The 22,260-nt window shown below is 46.8% G+C and carries 20 protein-coding genes; 11 read left to right on the top strand and 9 right to left on the bottom strand.

The genetic code is table 11. The annotated features are described in order from the left end of the window. Positions 1-363 precede the first annotated feature (363 nt). From gmk to R7P80_RS13275, 6 genes are all read left to right on the top strand, one after another. Entirely contained in the window at positions 364-987 is a 624-nt protein-coding gene (gmk, locus tag R7P80_RS13250) for a guanylate kinase (protein WP_005379347.1), read from the top strand. A 181-nt stretch (positions 988-1,168) separates the two neighbouring features. Next, positions 1,169-1,441 carry a DNA-directed RNA polymerase subunit omega gene (gene rpoZ / locus R7P80_RS13255; RefSeq protein WP_005379346.1) on the top strand — a complete coding sequence of 91 codons (273 nt, stop codon included), beginning with the start codon at positions 1,169-1,171 and terminating at the stop codon, positions 1,439-1,441. A 39-nt stretch (positions 1,442-1,480) separates the two neighbouring features. After that, entirely contained in the window at positions 1,481-3,601 is a 2,121-nt protein-coding gene (spoT, locus tag R7P80_RS13260; RefSeq protein WP_005379340.1) for a bifunctional GTP diphosphokinase/guanosine-3',5'-bis pyrophosphate 3'-pyrophosphohydrolase, read from the top strand. A gap of 52 nt (positions 3,602-3,653) precedes the next feature. Then, complete coding sequence (trmH, locus tag R7P80_RS13265; RefSeq protein WP_017635001.1) at positions 3,654-4,337, top strand: tRNA (guanosine(18)-2'-O)-methyltransferase TrmH; 684 nt, start codon at positions 3,654-3,656, stop codon at positions 4,335-4,337. Between the two features lie 253 nt (positions 4,338-4,590). Next, the gene (gene recG, locus R7P80_RS13270) at positions 4,591-6,672 is read left to right on the top strand and encodes an ATP-dependent DNA helicase RecG (protein WP_033905919.1); all 2,082 of its coding nucleotides are present in this window, start codon (positions 4,591-4,593) and stop codon (positions 6,670-6,672) included. A 232-nt stretch (positions 6,673-6,904) separates the two neighbouring features. After that, positions 6,905-8,293, top strand: coding sequence for a uracil-xanthine permease family protein (locus tag R7P80_RS13275; protein WP_005379335.1), 1,389 nt, complete (start codon positions 6,905-6,907; stop codon positions 8,291-8,293). Between the two features lie 72 nt (positions 8,294-8,365). Here R7P80_RS13275 and envZ read toward each other — a convergent pair whose 3' ends face one another. The 5 genes from envZ to R7P80_RS13300 form a co-directional block, all read right to left on the bottom strand. Beyond that, entirely contained in the window at positions 8,366-9,658 is a 1,293-nt protein-coding gene (envZ, locus tag R7P80_RS13280; protein ID WP_017820700.1) for a two-component system sensor histidine kinase EnvZ, read from the bottom strand. 102 nt (positions 9,659-9,760) lie between these two features. Next, positions 9,761-10,480, bottom strand: a complete 720-nt coding sequence (ompR, locus tag R7P80_RS13285) for a two-component system response regulator OmpR (protein ID WP_005379333.1) — start codon at positions 10,478-10,480, stop codon at positions 9,761-9,763. A 129-nt stretch (positions 10,481-10,609) separates the two neighbouring features. Then, a complete protein-coding gene (locus tag R7P80_RS13290) occupies positions 10,610-11,005 on the bottom strand; it encodes a DUF1090 domain-containing protein (RefSeq protein ID WP_017635004.1) in 396 nt (131 codons plus the stop codon). A gap of 105 nt (positions 11,006-11,110) precedes the next feature. Continuing rightward, the gene (gene greB / locus R7P80_RS13295) at positions 11,111-11,602 is read right to left on the bottom strand and encodes a transcription elongation factor GreB (RefSeq protein ID WP_005379321.1); all 492 of its coding nucleotides are present in this window, start codon (positions 11,600-11,602) and stop codon (positions 11,111-11,113) included. Positions 11,603-11,719: 117 nt separating this feature from the next. Next, complete coding sequence (locus R7P80_RS13300) at positions 11,720-13,600, bottom strand: ATP-dependent zinc protease (RefSeq protein ID WP_086013892.1); 1,881 nt, start codon at positions 13,598-13,600, stop codon at positions 11,720-11,722. A gap of 229 nt (positions 13,601-13,829) precedes the next feature. Between R7P80_RS13300 and R7P80_RS13305 the strand changes: the two genes are divergently transcribed. Continuing rightward, the gene (locus R7P80_RS13305; RefSeq protein WP_161444165.1) at positions 13,830-16,130 is read left to right on the top strand and encodes a Tex family protein; all 2,301 of its coding nucleotides are present in this window, start codon (positions 13,830-13,832) and stop codon (positions 16,128-16,130) included. Between the two features lie 104 nt (positions 16,131-16,234). Here R7P80_RS13305 and R7P80_RS13310 read toward each other — a convergent pair whose 3' ends face one another. Next, positions 16,235-16,699, bottom strand: a complete 465-nt coding sequence (locus R7P80_RS13310; RefSeq protein ID WP_005379316.1) for a hypothetical protein — start codon at positions 16,697-16,699, stop codon at positions 16,235-16,237. A 124-nt stretch (positions 16,700-16,823) separates the two neighbouring features. After that, complete coding sequence (bioH, locus tag R7P80_RS13315) at positions 16,824-17,591, bottom strand: pimeloyl-ACP methyl ester esterase BioH (RefSeq protein WP_005384724.1); 768 nt, start codon at positions 17,589-17,591, stop codon at positions 16,824-16,826. 84 nt (positions 17,592-17,675) lie between these two features. Between bioH and R7P80_RS13320 the strand changes: the two genes are divergently transcribed. The 4 genes from R7P80_RS13320 (at position 17,676) to cysQ (ending at position 20,701) form a co-directional block, all read left to right on the top strand. Continuing rightward, positions 17,676-18,401 carry an amidophosphoribosyltransferase gene (locus R7P80_RS13320; RefSeq protein ID WP_033905914.1) on the top strand — a complete coding sequence of 242 codons (726 nt, stop codon included), beginning with the start codon at positions 17,676-17,678 and terminating at the stop codon, positions 18,399-18,401. A 97-nt stretch (positions 18,402-18,498) separates the two neighbouring features. Continuing rightward, positions 18,499-19,083 carry a Fe-S biogenesis protein NfuA gene (gene nfuA, locus R7P80_RS13325; protein WP_005379313.1) on the top strand — a complete coding sequence of 195 codons (585 nt, stop codon included), beginning with the start codon at positions 18,499-18,501 and terminating at the stop codon, positions 19,081-19,083. Between the two features lie 176 nt (positions 19,084-19,259). Then, complete coding sequence (gene nudE / locus R7P80_RS13330; RefSeq protein WP_005379309.1) at positions 19,260-19,829, top strand: ADP compounds hydrolase NudE; 570 nt, start codon at positions 19,260-19,262, stop codon at positions 19,827-19,829. A 44-nt stretch (positions 19,830-19,873) separates the two neighbouring features. Beyond that, the gene (cysQ, locus tag R7P80_RS13335) at positions 19,874-20,701 is read left to right on the top strand and encodes a 3'(2'),5'-bisphosphate nucleotidase CysQ (protein ID WP_005379308.1); all 828 of its coding nucleotides are present in this window, start codon (positions 19,874-19,876) and stop codon (positions 20,699-20,701) included. 302 nt (positions 20,702-21,003) lie between these two features. Here the strand turns inward: cysQ and R7P80_RS13340 are convergent, their stop codons facing one another. Together R7P80_RS13340 and R7P80_RS13345 are read right to left on the bottom strand one after the other, a co-directional pair. Continuing rightward, positions 21,004-21,765, bottom strand: coding sequence for a type II secretion system protein N (locus R7P80_RS13340; RefSeq protein ID WP_158157102.1), 762 nt, complete (start codon positions 21,763-21,765; stop codon positions 21,004-21,006). A gap of 1 nt (position 21,766) precedes the next feature. After that, positions 21,767-22,258: a type II secretion system protein M gene (locus tag R7P80_RS13345; protein ID WP_005383002.1), complete on the bottom strand. Its 492-nt coding sequence runs from the start codon at positions 22,256-22,258 to the stop codon at positions 21,767-21,769. Between the last annotated feature and the right edge of the window lie 2 nt (positions 22,259-22,260).

The following is a 22,260-nucleotide window of genomic DNA, read 5'->3' on the forward strand; positions in this document are numbered from 1 at the left end:
TTTAACCAGAGTCACTCACGCAAGCCAAATCGGGACTCTAAACCTAAAATCAGCACACTAAACGGTTGTAGAAATGGTTTTAATAACAGAGTGCGCGGATGGTAAGTCCTGTACCACGCTCCTTCTTCGCTGTTTAGGAACACTCTGCCGTAAGTAACTATTTCATCTGGGACGATCACAGACAGAAAGATCAACTGGTAACAAAATAGAGATCATGATACTCTTCGCCTCCATTTTTCTGGCGGGATTATCACCAATATCCACCCCTTTGGTGGTTGATTTCTCAATGCCAGTGCTATCGTTATAAGAATGTCGAACTTTCCTTCGGCACTCAATCAATCCAATCAAAAGTGGAACAGTACAATGGGCAAAGGTACTCTCTATATCGTATCTGCACCTAGCGGCGCAGGTAAATCTAGCTTGATCTCAGCGATGTTGGAACGCAACCCAACCTACGCAATGAAAGTGTCTGTGTCTCACACCACGCGCAACATGCGACCTGGTGAAGAAAATGGTGTCCACTACCATTTTGTAGCGAAAGATGAGTTTGAAGCCCTGATCGCTAAAGGTGACTTCCTAGAATACGCAGAAGTGTTTGGTAATTATTACGGCACATCTCGTGTATGGATTGAAGAAACACTAAATAAAGGTATCGACGTTTTTCTAGATATCGACTGGCAAGGCGCACGCCAAATCCGTGAACAAATGCCAGAAGCCAAAAGCATCTTCATCCTGCCACCATCAAACGGTGAGTTAGAGCGTCGCTTGAACACTCGTGGTCAAGATAGCGATGAAGTGATCGCAAAGCGTATGGCTGAAGCCAAGTCGGAAATCTCTCATTACAACGAGTACGACTACGTGATCGTAAACGACGATTTTGATACCGCTTTGATGGATTTTAAAGCTATCTTGCGTGCTGAAAGATTGAAGGAAGAAAAGCAAGCTGCTAAATATAAAGGTATGCTTGACGCGTTGTTAGCAGAGTAACTTCAAAAAAGTCACGCTGTAAAACATAAAGAATTTCCCGTTTTTTGCCCAGTGCGAAAAACACAATAAACTACCTGAGAAAGTCCACAAACGGTGGCTTGTCTAATTGCTAGTAAATAAAGTAGTTAGGTTGTATACTTTCTCGTCATTCTAAAATTTTAGTTAACTATTTGGAGTCCTCATGGCACGCGTAACTGTTCAAGACGCTGTTGAAAAAGTTGGCAACCGTTTCGACCTAGTACTGATTGCGGCTCGCCGCGCTCGTCAAATGCAAACTGGCGGTAAAGATGCACTAGTGCCAGAAGAGAACGATAAGCCAACGGTTATCGCTCTACGCGAAATCGAAGAAGGTTTAATTACTAAAGAAGTTCTAGACGCTCGTGAACGTCAAGAACAGCAAGAGCAAGAAGCGGCAGAGCTAGCGGCAGTAAGCAGCATCGCTCACAACCGTTAATTCTGACTTTAGAATTCAACAACCTCCCGGGCCTATAATTTGTATCTATTCGATAGCCTCAAAGACGTTGCCCAAGAATACCTAACAGAGCCTCAGATTGAGGCTCTGCGTCAATCTTATGTGGTAGCGAGAGATGCCCATGAAGGGCAAACCCGCTCTAGCGGTGAACCATACATCATCCACCCTGTCGCAGTGGCTCGTATCTTGGCCGAAATGCGCCTTGATATCGAAACCCTCCAAGCTGCTTTGCTGCATGACGTCATTGAAGACTGTGATGTAACTAAAGAAGATCTCGAAGAGAAATTCGGCAACACTGTCGCAGAATTGGTTGATGGTGTATCTAAACTGGACAAACTCAAATTCCGCGATAGGAAAGAGGCTCAGGCTGAGAACTTTCGTAAGATGGTTCTGGCCATGGTGCAAGATATCCGCGTCATTCTGATCAAACTGGCTGACCGCACGCACAACATGCGTACGCTTGGCGCGCTTCGACCAGATAAAAAGCGTCGTATCGCTCGTGAAACGTTAGAAATTTACGCACCCCTCGCTCATCGTCTTGGTATTCACAATATCAAAACCGAACTCGAAGAGTTGGGCTTTGAGGCGCTATATCCCAACCGCTACCGCGTACTGAAAGAAGTGGTTAAAGCCGCACGTGGTAACCGTAAAGAGATGATCCAACGCATTCACAGCGAAATAGAAGGCCGTCTGCAAGATTTTGGCTTGAATGCTCGCGTCGTTGGTCGTGAGAAAAACCTGTTCTCTATCTATAACAAGATGAAAACCAAAGAACAGCGCTTTCACACCATCATGGATATCTATGCGTTCCGAGTCGTTGTTGATACCGCTGATACTTGTTATCGCGTTTTAGGCCAAGTACACAGCTTGTATAAGCCACGTCCTGGTCGCATGAAAGATTACATCGCGGTACCAAAGGCGAACGGCTACCAATCGCTACACACTTCCATGGTTGGTCCACACGGTGTACCTGTTGAAGTTCAGATCCGTACTGAAGATATGGATCAAATGGCGGACAAAGGTGTCGCGGCACACTGGTCTTATAAAGACAAAGGCGACAAGTCTGGCACCACTGCGCAAGTGAAAGCTCAGCGTTGGATGCAAAGCCTGTTAGAGCTACAACAAAGCGCGGGTAACTCATTCGAATTCATTGAAAACGTAAAATCCGATCTTTTCCCAGATGAGATTTACGTCTTCACACCAAAAGGTCGTATCGTTGAACTACCTTTAGGCGCAACGGCTGTCGACTTTGCCTATGCCGTACATACCGATGTAGGCAACTCTTGTGTTGGTGCTCGTGTTGATCGTAACCCTTACCCATTGAGTAAGGCATTGAAAAACGGTCAGACAGTGGAAATTATCAGTGCCCCTGGTGCGCGTCCGAATGCGGCATGGCTGAACTATGTCGTGACTTCTCGTGCCCGCACTAAGATTCGACAAGTACTGAAAACGATGCGTCGTGAAGAGTCGATTACTTTAGGTCGTCGCCTACTTAATCACGCACTTGGCCGTCACTCGATTGATTCAATTTATCCAGAAAATATCCAAGAAGTCTTGAATGATCTTCGCCTAGAAAGCATCGATGATTTATTGGCTGCTATTGGATTGGGTGAGTTGATGAGCATTGTGATCGCACGTCGTCTCCTTGGTGACACCGAAGAGCTCACGACAACAAGTTCAATCCCAACGGACTCGAAGAAGAAGCTTCCGATTCGTGGCGCAGAAGGCTTATTGCTGACGTTTGCAAATTGTTGTCATCCTATCCCAGATGATCACATTATTGCTCACGTATCGCCTGGTCGTGGTTTGGTTGTTCACCGAGAAACATGTCCGAACGTTCGTGGTTATCAGAAAGAGCCAGACCGTTATATGGCTGTCGCTTGGTCTGAAGACTACGATAAAGAGTTCATTGCTGAACTTAAAGTCGACATGCTTAACAACCAAGGTGCTCTTGCAGAACTTACCAACGTGATCTCGAAAACAGGATCAAACATTCATGGCCTTTCAACGGAAGAACGTGATGGTCGTCTATACACTGTGACTGTGCTGTTGACGACGAAAGATCGTGTCCACCTTGCTGGTATCATGCGTAAGATTAAGGCAATGCCTCAAGCAACCCGAGTCAGACGCAGAAAGAACTAACCTCTATCGCCACCTACTCTGTTAGGTGGCGATTTTTTATACCTCAATAAATATGAACCTAGAACGTTACAACCGTATTCACCAAGTCCTAAAAACTCGCCAAACTGATCTGACACTTTGTCTCGAAGAAGTACATAAGCCAAACAACGTCTCTGCTGTGATCCGCACCGCTGACGCGACAGGCTTACACAAAGTTCACGCAATTTGGCCAGACAAAATGCGTACGCTGAGCCATACCTCAGCTGGCGCGCGTAACTGGGTTGAAGTGGATACTCACGATTCGATTGAAACTGCGATTACCGAACTCAAAGCGCAAGGTATGCAGGTTTTGGTGACCAATCTTTCGGACACCGCCGTCGATTTTCGCGAGATCGACTACACCAGACCAACGGCAATCATTTTAGGCAGTGAAAAAGTTGGCGCTTCGGAGCAAGCCAAACAGCTTGCCGATCAAGACATTATTATCCCAATGGTGGGCATGGTGCAGTCACTAAACGTATCGGTTGCCAGTGCCGTAATTTTGTATGAAGCGCAACGTCAACGTGAAGCCGCAGGCATGTACGACCGAGAAGAAAGCGCTCTGCCTAAAGAGACAATCAACCGTATTCTCTTTGAACGTGGTCACCCAGTGCTGGCAAAGGTCGCGAAACGAAAAGGGCTCGTTTACCCACCACTCGATGAAGAAGGTCAAATCATCGCCGATGACGCGTGGTGGCAAGAGATGCAAAGCAAGTAACAGACTTTCGTCATCCTGAACGGCGGCGAAGGAGCGTGGTTCAGGATCTAATTCTCAAATATACAGATGCTGATAGTGTTAACTTCAGCGACATACTTGTTGAAAATAGAATCCTGATGTCGCTAAAGCTCCTCGGAATGATAGGTTATCAGTCAAATCATGACACTAACTAAAGCATGACTATTTTTTCCTGTACAAAAACACAGCTCCATGGTTAACATACTGCTATGTTAACCATTTTCTTGAGCCCTCTATGTCCGCCCAAATGTTATCTGGCGTCCCATTAACCTCCCTTTCTGGAGTTGGCGCGAAAGTCGCAGAAAAACTCGCCAAAGTTGGCTTACATAGCGTTCAAGATTTGCTGTTTCACCTTCCGTTACGCTACGAAGATCGTACTCGTATTTACCCTATTGCCAAACTGCATGCTGGCCTTTGGGCGGCCGTGCAAGGTAAGGTCATGGCAGTCGACACCATCTTCGGTAAGCGCAAAATGCTAACGGTAAAAATCAGCGACGGTAATGGCACTATCACGCTGCGCTTTTTCAACTTTACCGCAGCCATGAAGAACAATTTCACGCAAGGTAAGTTAGTACATGCTTACGGTGAAATTAAGCGCGGTGGCATGGGTTTGGAAATTGTTCATCCTGACTACAAGTTTTACGTCAGCGAGCAAAAGCCCGATGTAGAACAGAGCTTAACCCCTGTTTATCCCACCACCGATGGATTGCGTCAAATCACATTGCGCAACCTTACCGAACAAGCTTTAGCCCTGCTTGATAAAACCGCAGTGCAGGAATTACTTCCAGCGGGGTTGTATGACCATCAAATCACGATGTCGCAAGCACTGCACACCATTCATCGCCCACCACCAACCATTAATTTAGATGAGTTTGACGAAGGCAAACATCCTGCCCAAATCCGCTTGATCATGGAAGAATTGCTCGCACAAAACTTATCGATGCTGGCGGTGCGTAGCAAAGGTCAGAAGGATTCAGCGCTACCTCTCGGTCCTTGTAATAAACTAAAAACGCAGCTTTTAGCCCAACTGCCTTTCTCTCCTACAAACGCTCAAACCCGAGTCGTACAAGAGATTGAAGCCGATCTAGAAAAACCGCACCCAATGATGCGATTAGTGCAAGGCGATGTTGGTTCGGGGAAAACATTGGTTGCCGCCTTGGCCGCTGTTAGAGCCATTGAGCATGGCCATCAGGTGGCACTCATGGCGCCAACCGAACTATTGGCCGAGCAACACGCTATCAACTTCGCAAACTGGTTTGAGAGAATGGGCATTCAAGTCGGTTGGTTAGCGGGCAAACTCAAAGGTAAGGCAAAGGAAGCCGAGCTGGCTCGTATTGCCAGTGGTGAAGCGCAAATGGTAGTGGGTACTCACGCGCTATTCCAAGAGCACGTTGAATTTCATCACCTTGCTTTGGTCATCATTGATGAACAGCACCGCTTCGGTGTCCATCAGCGATTAGAATTGCGTGAAAAAGGTGCAAAACAAGGCGCTTATCCACATCAGCTCATCATGACAGCAACGCCGATTCCGCGAACGTTAGCCATGACTGCTTATGCTGACTTAGAAACGTCGGTGATTGACGAGTTACCGCCAGGTCGAACACCAATCCAGACTGTCGCGATTCCAGACACCAAACGCAATGATATCGTCGAACGTGTCCGAAATGCCTGCTTAAACGAAGGCAAGCAGGCATATTGGGTGTGTACCCTGATTGATGAGTCGGAAGTATTAGAAGCGCAAGCCGCGGCAGATACCGCAGAAGAGCTTCAACGTAAGCTACCGGACGTAAAAATTGGTCTAGTACACGGACGAATGAAGCCGGCAGAGAAACAAGCGGTGATGCAAGATTTCAAAGACAATAAACTGCATTTGCTGGTCGCAACGACAGTGATTGAAGTTGGTGTGGATGTGCCAAACTCTAGCTTGATGATCATAGAAAACCCTGAACGTCTTGGTTTGGCACAATTACACCAGTTAAGAGGTCGCGTGGGCCGAGGTTCCGTTGCTAGCCATTGTGTGCTGCTGTACCACTCTCCGCTGTCAAAAACCGCGCAAAAACGTCTCGGAGTACTACGTGAAAGTAACGATGGCTTCGTCATTGCGCAGAAAGACCTAGAAATTCGTGGCCCTGGAGAACTATTGGGTACAAAGCAGACAGGTCTTGCTGATTTCAAAATCGCAGACTTAGTTCGAGATCAACGCCTGATTCCCGAAGTTCAGCGTATTGCGCGTCATATTCATGACAATTACCCGACTAACGCAACAGCGATTATCGATCGCTGGTTGGGTGAGCGGGATATTTACTCCAAAGCGTAATGATTGAAAGCGAGCCAAATGGCTCGTTTTTTAATACGCCAAAAACAAAGCAAACGTTTGCTTTTTGAGTAAATCTCTCTATAATCGCGCACAAATTTTTAAGTGTGTTAGATCACACTCCACCAACCTGAGTTGACTCTGATTAACAGCAATCACAGGTAACGACGTCAACTCCACCCTGCTCTCCCATTCAGCGAGAACTAGGGAAATATTGCGACTAGCGAGACAAACAATGACAACTTCAAACCGATCTTCGGAACTGGTCTATCAACTCAACGATCGACCACCTTTGCCTCAAACCATTTTTGCCGCACTTCAGCACTTATTGGCGATGTTCGTCGCGGTTATCACTCCGTCACTGATCATCTGTCAGTCTTTGGGTGTACCTGCAGACCAAACGAACACCATCATCAGCATGTCTTTATTTGCGTCAGGCGTGTCTTCGTTTATTCAAATTCGCACCGTTGGCCCAATTGGCTCTGGTTTGCTCTCTGTTCAAGGCACCAGCTTTAACTTTTTAGGTCCTATTATTGGTGCAGGCCTATCGCTGAAAGCCGGTGGAGCAGACATCAGCACCATGATGGCTGCCATTTTTGGTACGATTTTAGTCGCATCATTTGCAGAAATTTTTCTATCTCGCGTATTGGAGCATGCCCGCCGAATCATCACTCCGCTCGTTTCAGGCATCGTCGTCACTCTTATCGGTCTCACACTGATTCAAGTCGGCTTAGTATCAATGGGCGGTGGCTACGCAGCATTAAATGAAGGAACCTTCGGCAGCTTAGACAAACTTGCTCTGGCTGGAACGGTACTTGGATTAATTGTGATTTTAAACCGCTCGAAAAACCCATACATCCGTGTGGCTTCAATCGTGATTGCGATGCTAGTGGGCTACATCATGGCGTATTTTATGGGGATGGTAGATACTTCTCAGCTAGGCGCAACCGAGATCGTAGCACTGCCCGTACCAATGCAATATGGCTTATCGTTTGACTGGTCTCTGTTCATTCCGCTGGTACTGATTTTCTTTATTACCGCACTAGAGGCCATCGGTGATATTACCGCAACATCTGAAGTGTCTGGTGAGCCAGTAAAAGGCCCAGTGTACATGAAACGCATTAAGGGCGGTGTGTTAGCAGACGGCTTAAACTCCGCAATCGCAGCCGTTTTCAACAGCTTCCCGAACTCAACGTTTAGCCAGAATAACGGCATCATCATGCTAACAGGAGTCGCGAGCCGCTACGTGGGTTACTTTATTTCTGGCATGTTAGTGATTCTTGGCTTGTTTCCTGGCGTCGCTAGCTTTGTTCAGCTGATTCCTGAGCCAGTACTTGGCGGCGCAACGATTGTCATGTTTGGTACGATTGCTGCCGCTGGTGTGCGTATTATCTCTCGTGTTGAGCTCGATCGCCGCGCAATTCTGATCATGGCCTTATCCTTCTCAATGGGACTTGGTATCGCACAAAAACCAGAGATCCTGCAATTTATGCCAGAATTTATTAAGAGTATTTTCTCAACTGGTGTTGCAGCAGGTGGCATCACAGCGATCATTTTAAATCTACTTCTGCCAGAGAAACTGGAAGACGAAGATGAACTTCCTCAGGAAGTGAAAGAGTCTTAAGATTATTGAGAATAAGAAAAGCCCAACCTAATTAGGTTGGGCTTTTTGTTTTAAAGGGTGCGGGCCATCGACTTACTTGGTAGGAAAGCTGATTTGAGCGATTAAACCGCCTTCACTGCGATTACGCATCACCACAGAACCTGAATGTTGGCTGATTATACGCTTCACAATCGCCAACCCTAGCCCAGTGCCTTCACTACCGCGAGCGGTGTCACCACGCGTAAAGGGTTCAAATAACCTCGCGATTTGAGAATGCTCGATACCCGGTCCGTTGTCCTCTACTGAAATCCACACTAGCTGCTTATCTGCTGTCACACCAGTGCTGATTTTGACCCAGCCATTGCCATAGCGTAGCGCATTCACAACTAAGTTACTGATCGCCCGCTTAATCGCAATCGCGCTTCCTTTGGCTGGCGGCAAGTTAAGATTAAGATCTGTTTCAATTTCAACCTCATAACCACCTTCAGAACTGGCGACGTCACTGGCAATCGTACTGATATCAACCGCTTCAAACGATTCTTGGTTCACCGGTTTGAGGTAATCCATAAACTGACTGATGATCTCATTACATTCTTCCGTATCGCTAATGATCCCCTCCGCAAGATAGCTGTCCTCAGGAGACATCATTTCTGTCGCTAGGCGAATACGCGTCAGAGGTGTTCGTAAGTCATGGCTAATCCCTGCCATTAATAAGGCTCGGTCTTCTTCTAGCTCTTGAATACCTTTCGACATTTGATTAAAGGCTCGAGTTACAGAGCGAATCTCCGATGCGCCTTTCTCTGCTAAGGGGGGCGGGATCTCACCTCGACCGACGTCTTTCGCGGCTCTCTCTAAAGCCAAAAGTGGACGGTTTTGCAAACGAATAAACAACCAACCACCTGCAATGATCAGCAGCGCCATAATCAAGCTGTTACGAAACAGCGGGGCAAAATCTTCTTCTTGCAGCTCAGATAACGGAATACGAATGATGGAGTTCGGCAACTTTTCGATGTGCATCCACAAAATGTAACTTTCATCGCCAAGCAATAAGCGCACTTCTGTGGGCGAACCCAGCTCTTGGCTCATTTCTTCAGACATCAAATCAATCGACATTGCGTGATGAAATTCAATCGCCTTATCGCTATCGAGACTATGAACCGTCACCCCTAATCTTTCTAACAATTGACGCCTTAACGGTGCATCAGACTTTAAAGGTCCTTCATCATCAAGCACCAAATTGAGCTCATGGGCGAGAATTTTATTGAACTGCTGCAAACTCGGCATCAACGCGTAGTTAAAAACGGCGTAATAAGAGAAAACTTGGCTCGCGAGAAGCAAAGAGATGAACAGCAGAATAGATTGTGTCAGTGAACTTCGGATGCGCATGGAACGTTCCTAGTGGTCCTAATCGCGAAATTTCAGCCTTCAAAGGGAAGGTAATGAAGGCTGAAGTTGCTATAGCCAAGTGCTGGCTATGGAGTGAAGAGGTTACACCTCTTTGCCGTCTGGGACGAAAACATAACCTAGGCCCCATACGGTTTGAATGTAGCGCGGCTTGCTCGGATCGTCTTCTAACATGCGACGTAAACGTGAGATTTGTACGTCAATAGAGCGTTCCATTGCAGAATATTCACGGCCACGCGCCATGTTCATCAATTTATCTCGTGACATTGGCTCACGCGCATTCATCACGAGCGCCTTTAGGACAGCAAACTCTCCAGAGGTGAGTGGCATTGCCTCGTCACCGCGGAACATCTCGCGAGTGCCTAGATTGAGTCGGAACTCCCCGAACTCCACCACTTTTTCTTCCGTGCTTGGTGCACCCGGCAACTCTACAGTTTGGCGGCGTAATACTGCCTTGATGCGAGCCAACAATTCGCGTGGGTTAAACGGTTTTGGCAAATAATCATCCGCCCCTACCTCAAGACCTACGATGCGGTCCACTTCATCACCTTTCGCGGTGAGCATTAAGATTGGCAACATATTGTTCGCGTGGCGTAGACGACGACAAATTGACAAACCGTCTTCACCTGGCAACATTAGGTCCAGCACCATTAAGTGAAAGTTTTCGCGCGTTAGTAGGCGATCCATCTGTTCGCCATTGGCGACACTTCGTACCTGAAAACCTTGCTCAGAAAGGTAACGCTCCAATAGAGCACGTAAACGAGCATCGTCATCAACCACTAAAATTTTATGATTTTCTTGCATTGAAACATCCTTTCAGAAGCGTCTATTGTCGAAAATGTATCACTGTTTTTCCTAACGTGCTCAAGCAAATTGTTACTCTTTTTATCTTAAGCGCTTTATTCTCTCTCTAGCAGGTATTTTCAGCACCTACTATTGACCATAATTCCATTCCAGTTCACGTTTGGCCTCAAGCAGCTCTTGCTGTGCCTCAGCCAGCTTGTGACGTTTTTTCTCAATTTTGTCTGCTTTACCTGAATGCTGAGCTTCGACTAATTCTTCCTCTCGCTCCTCAACTTCTTTAGTCTTTTCTTCCACTTCTGCTTGCAGCTCTTGGCGCAGCTCACCTTCCGAGCATTCATTCTGGATAGCGGAAAGTGCTTGCTCCAAGCCTTTAATGCGATGCTCATTACCTTGCGCTTTTGCATACTCAAGCTGCTGCTCTACCGCTAACTCTTTAGCGTCACAGCCTTTCACTTCATCTTGAGCAAAAACTGAAAGTGAGAATCCTATTGTTAGTGCAGCACTACACATGACTGCTTTGTTCATTTTACTTCTCCGAGAAAGGCACCATGCCTTTATACCAAATATTCTGACGTTGAGACCCAAGTCACTTCTAGTGAACTTCATGAGACTTGAATCAGTGATAAAGCCTCAGTCTTCCGAGGCCGGTTGAGTGTATTCAATTGAGTTGATGAACCACTCTTTTTCACCTTCTGGGGTGCGTACCGTGAACTCTTCATCCACTTGTTTTTTCAACATCGCTCGCGCCATAGGTGAATCGATAGAGATGTAGTCTTTCGCATCGCCATAAATCTCTTCAGGCCCGACTATACGAAACTTTTTCACTTCTCCTGCCTCATTTTCTATTTCCACCCATGCACCAAAAAAGACTTTGCCTTCTTGTTGCGGAGAATAGTCAACGATCGTGACTTCTGGCAGGAATTTACGAAGGAAGCGGACACGACGGTCGATCTGACGGAGTAAACGTTTATTGAAGGTGTAATCCGCATTTTCTGAGCGATCGCCCAGGCTCGCAGCCCAAGTGACGATCTTGGTGATTTCCGGGCGCTTTTCATTCCAAAGGTAATCATGCTCTTGTTTGAGTTTGTTGTAACCTTCTCGTGTAATCAGCTTAGTTTTCAAATTAACTCCTATCTCAACTAAAAAATGCTGCTCTTTGGCAGCATTAAGGAGATGATATACCCAAAGATCCAATGTTGTTCAGGCTTTGGGTATCAAGGTGATAAGGCGGCCAGAGTGTTACTTTTCGTAATCCGGTTTTTGCGTCACGATGTAATTCGTATCACTCGAAACAACCGCGCCATGTTTTAGGAAGTTTTTACCTAAAATCATGCTGTAATGGAAGCGACCTCGGTCCTGTAAGTTGACTCGGATCTTCTTCTCTAATTCACCAAGCTTAACATGCATTTCAACCACAGGGCGTACGTTCGCTTTCTCGCCTTTCTTCGCTTTAATACGCATGACATCAACAACAGGCTTGGTAAACGCCTGTTTCATGCCAAGATCGTTCTCATAGGTAAAGCTCACCATGTCTTTGCCGTCTTTCTTAAACTGCTTGATGTTCTTAGCATTGATTGAGCTTACATCTGCACCCGTGTCTAACTTCACAGGGAAAGACATCCCCTCAACTTCAGCTACTTCGATATGGCCAGCTTTGAAAAGTGGCCTTGCATCTAGTAGATGGTCTGCGCGAGTGTTCAGCAACACACCACCCTTGGCTATGTCATGACCAAAGACGAAAAAAGGTTGAGTGTCACCCTCATCAAGCACATCGAGCGCAAACTTCATTGATGTGTCTTTTCTACCGAGAAGAAAGTCTCCTTCGACAACAGGGCGAACCGCGCTGCCAACCTTGAGCTTTTTCAACACTGGTTTGGTGATTTTTTCTTCTTTCCCCTCATCGTTCATTAAATAAAACGTGACGGATTCATCCTTACCTTTTTCTGTTACTTCAAACCCATTTACACGCAGTAATGGCGTTTTCACAGTAAAAGTGGGGTAAGCAGGGACGGTATAACCATCAATGGTGACCTGTTCTTCTGGTGAAACGACAAGAGGTTTTGATTTGAGTGCGCTTTTGAACGTTTTTTCTACGCCACCCAGTAGATTTTCTCTGTCCGTATCAATAACAAAGTGCTGACTCGCGACGTCCCGACCTAAGCGAATTTGCGAACTGAACTTACTGCGATCACGCAGATACACCAACCAACGTTGAGTTTCATTTTCGCCGACTTTGACGGGTAAATAGACTAAAGGGCGCTCGCTTTTGGTCGTTTTCAGCATTCGTACCAAGGGTAATGTCATTGGATGACGCTTGCCATTCTCGCCCTCTAACATAAAAGAGACTTCGTTATGCTTTTTGTCTACCTTGATGTCCAGTGCATGGACGTTGGTATAACGGCTAGAAGTTGAGATGCTGATCTTATATGGCACACCTTCGACTTCAACCGTCTCTTTTTTGCCAATCATTTTTGCGCGTGGCTGTTCTTGAAGGTAATCGTAACCAGCGAAGACCCATGCGTTATCATCGAGATAGGTTTTACCAATCAAGATAGGAGAAGAGAATTGCGTACGCTTGGTCAGGTTCACTTCCGTATCAACGGTGTGACCAGCGATTGTCATCGGCATTTTTATTGTCGGGCGTAGGATGGGCTTTTTGCTTGTTCGACTGCGAATCGCGCTCACTCTTTCCAGATCATCGGTAATCTGTATTTCCTTCCCTGTATAAGGGTGAGGAACCGTAAAGCTAACCTTTACTTGATATGGCTTAAAGCTGTCGGCGTCCCACTTTGCCTTCGTACCACCTAAGTCATCGACAATCGCCCAAAGTAACTCGTTATCTTTCAAATCTTGGTAATCTGGGTGTGAGCTACTGACATGGATATTCTCCGCATGCATCGATGTCGTATCTGCACCAGTATCAATCTTGCCAATAAATGGCACCGCTTTTAGTTCCGGAATGTCACTGTAGTAGACGCTCTCCACACGCCCTAGTACCAATTTGTTATCGAGCTGATAAACGGGAGCTTGTGTGGTTCCTGAGATAGACTGCGCCCAACTAAGCGGGGCGACAAGTAAGGCACTCGTAAGCGCTAACGCCAAAGACATTTTTTTCATCATGATTATCCGTATAAGCAGAGGTACATTTAGTGATATCAACAACCGTGGAATTAGGTTAGTCGATAACTGCGGATATAAGTTCTCAATTTAATTACAGTTTTGACATAAATCTGACTGATGTCCACCAGCGCCCGGTAAATTTTTGCCTCGTTAATTTAAAACATTGCAAATTCTTCGAACGACCCCAATGTTCTATACAACCAAAACCGAATTAAAAGAGAAAACACGGATGAGCCAAGCTATCTGTCGCATGATTGCTCAAGAACTGAATGTTCGCCCAGAGCAAGTCAACGCCGCTGTCACCCTAATTGATGATGGCAACACTGTCCCTTTTATTGCACGTTACCGCAAAGAGGTGACGGGGGGCCTTGATGATACCCAGCTTCGTACTTTGGACAGCCGTCTGTCTTACCTTCGTGAAATGGATGATCGCCGTCAAACCATCCTCAAATCAATCCAAGAGCAAGGCAAACTGACGCCAGAGCTAGAACAAGAGATCGCGCAGGCAGACAGCAAAACTCGTCTTGAAGACTTATACCTACCTTACAAACCCAAGCGTCGTACGAAAGGTCAGATCGCGATTGAGGCTGGTCTTGAGCCGCTCGCAGATCAGCTTTGGAATCACCCACAAACCGAGCCAGAAAGCGAAGCAAGCAAATACCTTGATGCAGACAAAGGCATCGCAGACACCAAAGCTGCATTGGATGGCGCTCGCGCGATCATCATGGAGCGCATCGCAGAAGACGCAAACTTACTGGAAAAAATTCGCAACCACTTAAATCGCAATGCGGAACTGGTCTCACGAGTCGTTGAAGGCAAAGAGCAAGAAGGCGAGAAGTTTAAAGATTACTTCAACCACAACGAGCCCCTAAGCAAAGTGCCATCGCACCGAGCACTGGCGATGTTGCGTGGCCGTAACGAAGGCTTCCTGACATTGGCGATGAACGCTGATCCAGAACAGGAAGAAGGCGCTCGTCAGTCTTACTGCGAAACGATTATCGCCGACCATTATGGCGTAACGCTAAGCAGCGCACCTGCGGATACCTGGCGTAAGCAAGTGATCAGCTGGGCATGGCGCATCAAAGTATCGATGCACATGGAAACCGAGCTAATGGGCGCAATGAAAGAGCGCGCTGAAATCGAAGCGATTGAAGTATTCGCCACTAACCTAAAAGACTTGTTGATGGCAGCACCGGCTGGCCCTCGTGCAACACTTGGTCTCGATCCGGGTCTGCGTACAGGTTCAAAAATCGCGGTTGTCGACTCAACAGGTAAAGTGCTTGCAACCGAAACCATCTACCCTCACCCACCACAAAAACAATACGACAAGTCAGCACAAATCGTTGAGCAGTTGGTGCGTAAGTACAACGTGGATTTGATTGCGATTGGTAACGGTACGGCTTCACGTGAAACCGACAGCTTTGTCGCAGACGTCATCAAACGTGGCAACCTGAAAGTTCAGAAGATCATAGTAAGTGAAGCGGGGGCTTCGGTTTACTCAGCGTCTGAGCTTGCAGCAAAAGAGTTCCCGAATATGGACGTATCACTGCGTGGTGCAGTGTCGATTGCACGTCGTTTGCAAGATCCATTGGCTGAACTCGTGAAAATTGATCCGAAATCTATTGGTGTGGGTCAATACCAGCACGATGTAAGCCAATCTATGTTGGCAAAACGCCTAGATGCGATTGTGGAAGACTGTGTAAATGCGGTTGGTGTTGATGTGAACACCGCTTCTGCCGCACTATTAACACGCGTAGCAGGCTTATCAAGCACCATCGCGCAGAACATTGTCGACTTCCGCGATGAAAACGGTCGCTTTGAAGCACGTACAACCTTGAAGAAAGTACCTCGTTTAGGTCCTAAGGCGTTCGAGCAGTGTGCGGGCTTCCTACGAATCATGGATGGTAAGAACCCACTTGATGCGTCTGCGGTTCACCCAGAAGCGTACCCGGTGGTCAAAGCAATTTCTGAGAAGAACAACAAAGACATCAAAGCACTGATTGGTGATTCAAGCTTCCTTAAAGGTCTGCATGCGGTCGATTACACCGACGATAACTTCGGCGTTCCAACCATTACAGACATCATCAAAGAGTTAGACAAGCCGGGTCGTGACCCACGTCCAGAATTCAAAACGGCGACCTTTGCAGAAGGTGTAAACTCGGTATCTGACTTGGAACCGGGCATGATTCTAGAAGGTGTGGTATCAAACGTAGCCAACTTCGGTGCCTTCGTTGATATCGGCGTTCACCAAGATGGTCTTGTGCATATTTCTGCACTGACAGATCGTTATGTGTCTGACCCACGTGAAGTGGTGAAAGCTGGCGACATCGTCAAAGTGAAAGTGATGGAAGTTGACGTGCAGCGTAAGCGTATTGGTCTATCGATGCGTATGAACGACGAACCGGGTCAAGACAACCGCAGCCAACGCTCATCAGCAGCGCAGCGTCGTCAGCCTCGCCGTGATGATTCGTCATCGAACAGCGCGATGGGCGGTGCGTTTGCTGCAGCGTTTGCTAAAGCGAAAAAGTAACCTTACCTAGGCTTCACCGCTAACGAGCTTTCATAACTAAAAAGAAAACGCTCCAATCAGTCAACCTGCTTGGAGCGTTTTTGTTTGAGTAGGATATTGAGTCGTCATAATACTGCTATCACTTCTGACGGGGTATGGGGAGCGACTGCATGACCATAATGAAACTTGATCACCTTCCTGCGCTTTTCCATTAATCCTTCATTGATCGCAGCATCCAAAATGCGCTTTGGTAAGCGAAAGCGGATCGCGTAGCCTTTCCCCTGGTCTTCACTATACGATTTGAGCGCAAGCAAACTAAAAAGCCGTTCTAGTGTATCTTCCGGCTCTTCTTGATAACGCGTGTCGACTTCCGTTTCCATATCATAATCAGGATGCTCTGAAGGATCCCAAGAAGACTGACGTCGGCGCTTGTCGTCACCTTTTACTTTTCGCTCTGCATTGGTTTTGGCCAATGCGACCGTTGGCGTTACAGGCTCTCGGACTTTATTGTCGCGAGCTGCTTGTTCCGTCTGCACATTCACGGATGGGGCGATCAGTGGCACACTTACGTTGGTCGGTGACACAATCATTGCGAACCCTCCTCAGAGTCGCCCAACTCGTCAATATGGCTTAGCTTTATTGGCTAATAAAACCTCACCAGCCTTTATATCGACCACTTTTTAAACAACTTGAGGTGTTTCCGCTCGCACTTGCTCAATCGTGAGCAAACTCTCGGATTTGAACACAAAATTCGTCATGTTCGGTGATAAAAGGCGCATGAGAGGACTGATTAAAAACAAACTGCTGGGTATGAGGCAACTGTTCACTTAAATCGTTAGCTACTTTAATTGGCACCAACCCATCTAAACGGCCATAAAGACGCAACATTGGAACAGAAAGAGACGTCAACGCATCGCGCAGATCCACATCAGCAAGGATGTTTAGCCCAACCAACAGCGATTCAGGGTTTGGCTGAGGGCGCGATAGTACCGCTTGCTTGAGCTGTTTAACGTCTTTACGCGCTGATGGGCTGCCCATCGCTTGCAACGCCATAAAGCGCTCAATGGTCAGTGAGAAATCTTCTAGCAACTGAGAGGTGAACGCACTCAGTACATTCGGTTGAATGCCACGCCACGGTTTTTCTGCGGCAAATTTAGGTGAGCTGGCAACCGTAATCAACTTAGCCACGCGCTCGGGCATATTTAATGCCACATGCGTCGCCACTAAACCTCCGAGGGACCAACCAAGCCAAATCGCTTTCTCTGGCGCACCTTGCACCACCAAGTTAGCAATATGGTCTAAATCTTCAGCATGAGATTCGGCGCTATGTCCGTACCCCGGAAGGTCAACCACATGAACTCGGAAATAAGGTTGAAGAGACTCGACTGTCTGCTGCCATACCGCACCATTCATGCCCCAACCATGAAGTAACACCAAATCTGGTCCCTGACCAAATGACTGCCAGTGTAATTTCGTGCTCATGCTCTCAATCTCTCCCACTTATTTTATTCCCTACGGCTTCAGCCAAGCGTTAGGCTGAGTAAAATATCACCATGAATAAACGCTATGTTATCTCATCACTGGCAAAACATCATGCATCGCGTATTGAGCAGTCAATGCGGCCTGTGTCGGTTCCCTATTCAAACACCAAGCCACACAAATACTCTGCGCTGGTGCGAGCACTGTTTAAAATACCTAACTCCGGTAAAACGATGTCAACGCTGCGGTTTATCATTACAGAAAGAAGAAATGAGTACGGATAGTATTTGTGGTGAATGTCTTTCAAAGCCACCGCCATGGCAAAGGCTATACACGTTAGGCGATTACGACTTTCCCCTTTCACGGGAAGTACAACGCTTTAAAGATCACGGAGAGTCTTGGCATGTAAAAGCATTAACCGAGCAACTGGCACAGCGCATCACCACGCCAGCTCCAATCATTACCAGTGTGCCATTGCACTGGCAGCGTTACCTGCGCCGGGGTTTTAATCAAAGTGATGTTTTAGCCCGACACCTCGCCAAGCAATTGCAGACTAATTTTGATGCGAAGGTCTTTCGTCGAGTAAGGCTCGCCCAATCACAGCGTGGTAATACCAAAACAAGCCGTGAACAAAACTTAAAAGGCGCGTTTATTCTCAATAAGCGCCCTCACTCTTCCCATGTTGCCATCGTCGATGATGTAGTCACCACAGGCAGTACCGTCCGACAATTATGTCATTTACTACTTGAAGTTGGCGTAGAAAGCATCGATATTTACTGCATCTGCAGAACACCTGCTCCTCGTTCTCTCTAGATCGCTTCGCCATGCCTTAGCATCAAAAAGACTAGACCCATACGTCAACAAGAGTAGAATAGCAGCAGTAACCTACAAATTTACTCGGGTATTCGTCGTGTCAAATATTACTATTACAGAAACTGCGCAAACGCATTTCGCTAACCTTTTAGGTCAACAACCTGAAGGCACTAACATTCGTATTTTCGTTGTGAACCCAGGTACACAAAACGCTGAGTGTGGCGTGTCTTACTGTCCACCAGAAGCAGTAGAATCGACCGACACTGAACTCTCTTACAGCGGTTTTTCAGCTTACGTGGATGAGCTAAGCCTGCCATTCCTTGAAGACGCTGAAATCGATTTTGTTACCGATAAAATGGGCTCTCAGCTAACGCTAAAAGCACCTAACGCTAAAATGCGTAAAGTTGCGGACGACGCACCACTGGTTGAGCGCGTTGAGTACGTTATCCAAACCCAAGTCAACCCACAGCTTGCTGGCCACGGTGGTCACGTAAACTTGGTTGAGATCACTGAAGACGGTGTTGCAATTGTTGCATTTGGTGGCGGTTGTAATGGCTGTTCTATGGTTGACGTAACACTAAAAGAAGGCATCGAGAAAGAACTGCTAAACCAGTTCATTGGTGAACTAACCGCAGTTCGTGATGCAACAGAACATGACCGTGGTGATCACTCTTACTACTAAGAGTAAACACTGTCAGAAAATGGGAGGCTTCGGTCTCCCATTTTTGTATCGATACTGAGGTGATGCTGAGATGCTTAGCTCGACTCGTAAAATCCGCTAGAAACTCAGGCGGAGTTCTCATATATTAAGAATCTTACGCATCTCGTAAACGCCAACGACACCAAGGAGCCAGCGTCATGCCGAAACGAACCCCACCAGAGATACTCTCATGCCAGACGGTTGCAAAATCCAAACTGTTTGCTGTGGAAGCGCTCGACCTTCGTTTTTCCAATGGTGAGCATCGTACTTATGAGCGTATGAAGCCAAGTGGACGAGATGCTGTAATGGTGGTTCCTGTAACAGAACAAGGCGATTTATTACTGGTGCGTGAATACGCCGCTGGAACTGAACGTTACGAGCTAGGTTTCCCAAAAGGGCTGATTGACCCAGGAGAAACACCACACCAAGCTGCGGATCGTGAGTTAAAAGAAGAAATCGGCTTTGGCTGTAATCAGTTAACCCCGTTGAAACAAGTTATCCTCGCGCCATCTTACTTTTCGAGCAAAATGACTCTATTTTTAGGACAGGCGCTTTATCCAGAGAAGCAAGAAGGCGATGAGCCTGAACCACTGGAAATTGTGCGTTGGCCACTTGCGCAAGCCGAAGAGTTATTAACTCACATGGATTTCTGTGAAGCACGAAGCATCACAGCGCTAATGTTGGCACTGAAACACTTACCAAACACCACTCACAAGCATAACCAATAACGGTCATTAGAACCGAATAACACTGTGAGTAAGGACTATCACTTATGCCAATGACAAAAGATCTATCTCACCTACTTCCTCAAGTCATCGAGATTGCCCGCAGTGCTGGACAAATGATCCTCGAAATATATGAAAAGAAGCAATATGAGGCCTACACCAAAAGTGACGAAACTCCCGTAACAAGTGCGGATATTGCAGCTCACAAGTTCATCACTGAACGCTTGAGTGATCTGACGCCTGACATTCCCGTGTTGTCAGAAGAAGACGCAGACATAAGCTTAGAGCAACGCGCTCAGTGGGAACGTTATTGGTTAGTCGACCCTCTTGATGGTACTCAAGAATTCATCGCTCGCAGTGGTGACTTTGCCACTATTATCGCGTTGGTCGACAACAATCGACCAACCATGGGCGTCGTTTACGGTCCTGTATCTGGCGTGACTTACTACGCTTATAATGGCAAAGGCGCCTGGAAAATTCCCGACATGTCGGACAGCGTCAAAATCCATACACACAAACACGAACAGCCAGAGCAAAGCATCGCAATTGCTATTAGTCGTCGCCAAGACATCAATCGTATTACTAACCGTATGAGCAGCGCCTGGAATTACGACTTAATACCGCTCGGTTCTGCGGCATTGAAAGCATGCCTCGTCGCGGAAGGGGCGGTAGATTGCTATCTCCGACTAGGTCCAACAGGTGAGTGGGACACCGCTGCGACACAATGCATTGTTGAAGAAGCTGGCGGACGTATTCTCAGCACGCAATTAGAACCGCTGTCATATAACGAGCGGGAAACACTAGAAAACCCGAACTTTATTGTTCTTGGTGATGCGGATTTACCTTGGAATGAGATTTTACAACGCAAAGATTAAGCGCCCTATCGGTAAAATTTAGAGCACAAAATTCTAGTAATAGAAAGGCCACGAATATCTTCGTGGCCTTTTCTTTTTGACCTTATGTACAGCACTTGGAGTATTTGGCCTACCATGTTCCAGTTACTTGCAAAGCTGAACAAAAGAAACAAATCGATTAAAAATCATGACTTTAAACTTTCATTCACTCCCAATCAAGATCGAATGTACAGCGAATAGAGGTTTTAGCTTACGATGATCCAAAAGCAAAAAGAGCTGCACAATAGCAGCTCTTTTAAGATATTGGATTTTGTCACGATAGGTTAGAAGCGCCCTTGGTAGTTAAACTCATATTGACCTTGAGCATTCGGCTTACCCAACCATTTCAGTTGCTCCCCCATGCTGGATGGGAACTCTGCACCAGGTTTGAACCACGCTTTGGTTGAGTACCGTTGATTAGGCATCAGTTCAGCGGAAAACGCCGCAGAGACTTGTTTGCTGCTCTGCTCACCAGTTGCCGTCAATACACTATCCTGACAGTTTATATCGGCAATCACAGGACCGAGATCTAAGCTGCCAACGGGGCTTTGAATACCACTGGCATTCCATACTAAAGTGCCTTCACCGTCCTTACACCAAGGCGCAGCATAAGTCGCATGACGAATATTCAGCTCAAGCTGCCCATCAACACCAACAGGCACAGGGAGGCGCGCTTGCTCAACAACTTTTACCGCCGGAATCGAGGCAACTAAGTTTTTGGCATAAGGGCCATCACTTAAGCTATAGCCGACAAAACCGCGCCCACGGACGTCTATTTCACTACCACGACCAAAGCGCACAGCAAACTCAGCTTTACCTGTCAGTAGACTCGACCATTGGAAATCCCAATTAACTTCTCCAAGGTTCTGGCGCTGCCAACGAATACTAGAAGCTTGACCTTGCCATACCGAACCGTTGGCTCCTTGAATGTCCAGGCCTCTCACTGTTGGTGCTTGTTGTAACACCCAAGAGACTGGTAATCCCATTAAAAGACTGACTGAAAAAAAGACGATAAAGATAACAACGTAAAGTACTGCTCGCTTCACCTTAACCTCGCTTAAACTGAAGGCGGTTTACATCGATCATGCCCGCTTGCTCTGTTCGGTCGATATCTAAAAATTCGACTTCAATACCCTGTTGCTCTTTCAAGTAACGTAACCAATCCACTAGTTGATTAAACGCGAGTGGTTTGATCCACACTTGAACGCTCTCATTACGAGGTTGTACTCGAATCAACTCAACTTTATAACGACGAGCTGAAGAAGAAACCAACTGATTCAACGGTTGACTAGAGTAGCTCACACCGCTGCTTTTTCGCAGTGCAGTGATGCCATCCGCTTTATCTTGTACCCAAGCTAGCAACTGCTTTTCACTTTGAATACGTGACTGAGCTAGCTCCGCACGTTGACTCATTGGCTGTAATAAACCCCAATAAATAATACCGATAACGGCAATAGCGCCACATCCCATGACCAAACGCTGCTCACGCTGCGAGATGCTGCTCCACCAAACCTGAGCTTGAGAAATTAAATTTTTCATCA

Source organism: Vibrio sp. 2092 (assembly GCF_033339635.1).
GTDB classification, from domain to species: domain Bacteria; phylum Pseudomonadota; class Gammaproteobacteria; order Enterobacterales; family Vibrionaceae; genus Vibrio; species Vibrio alginolyticus.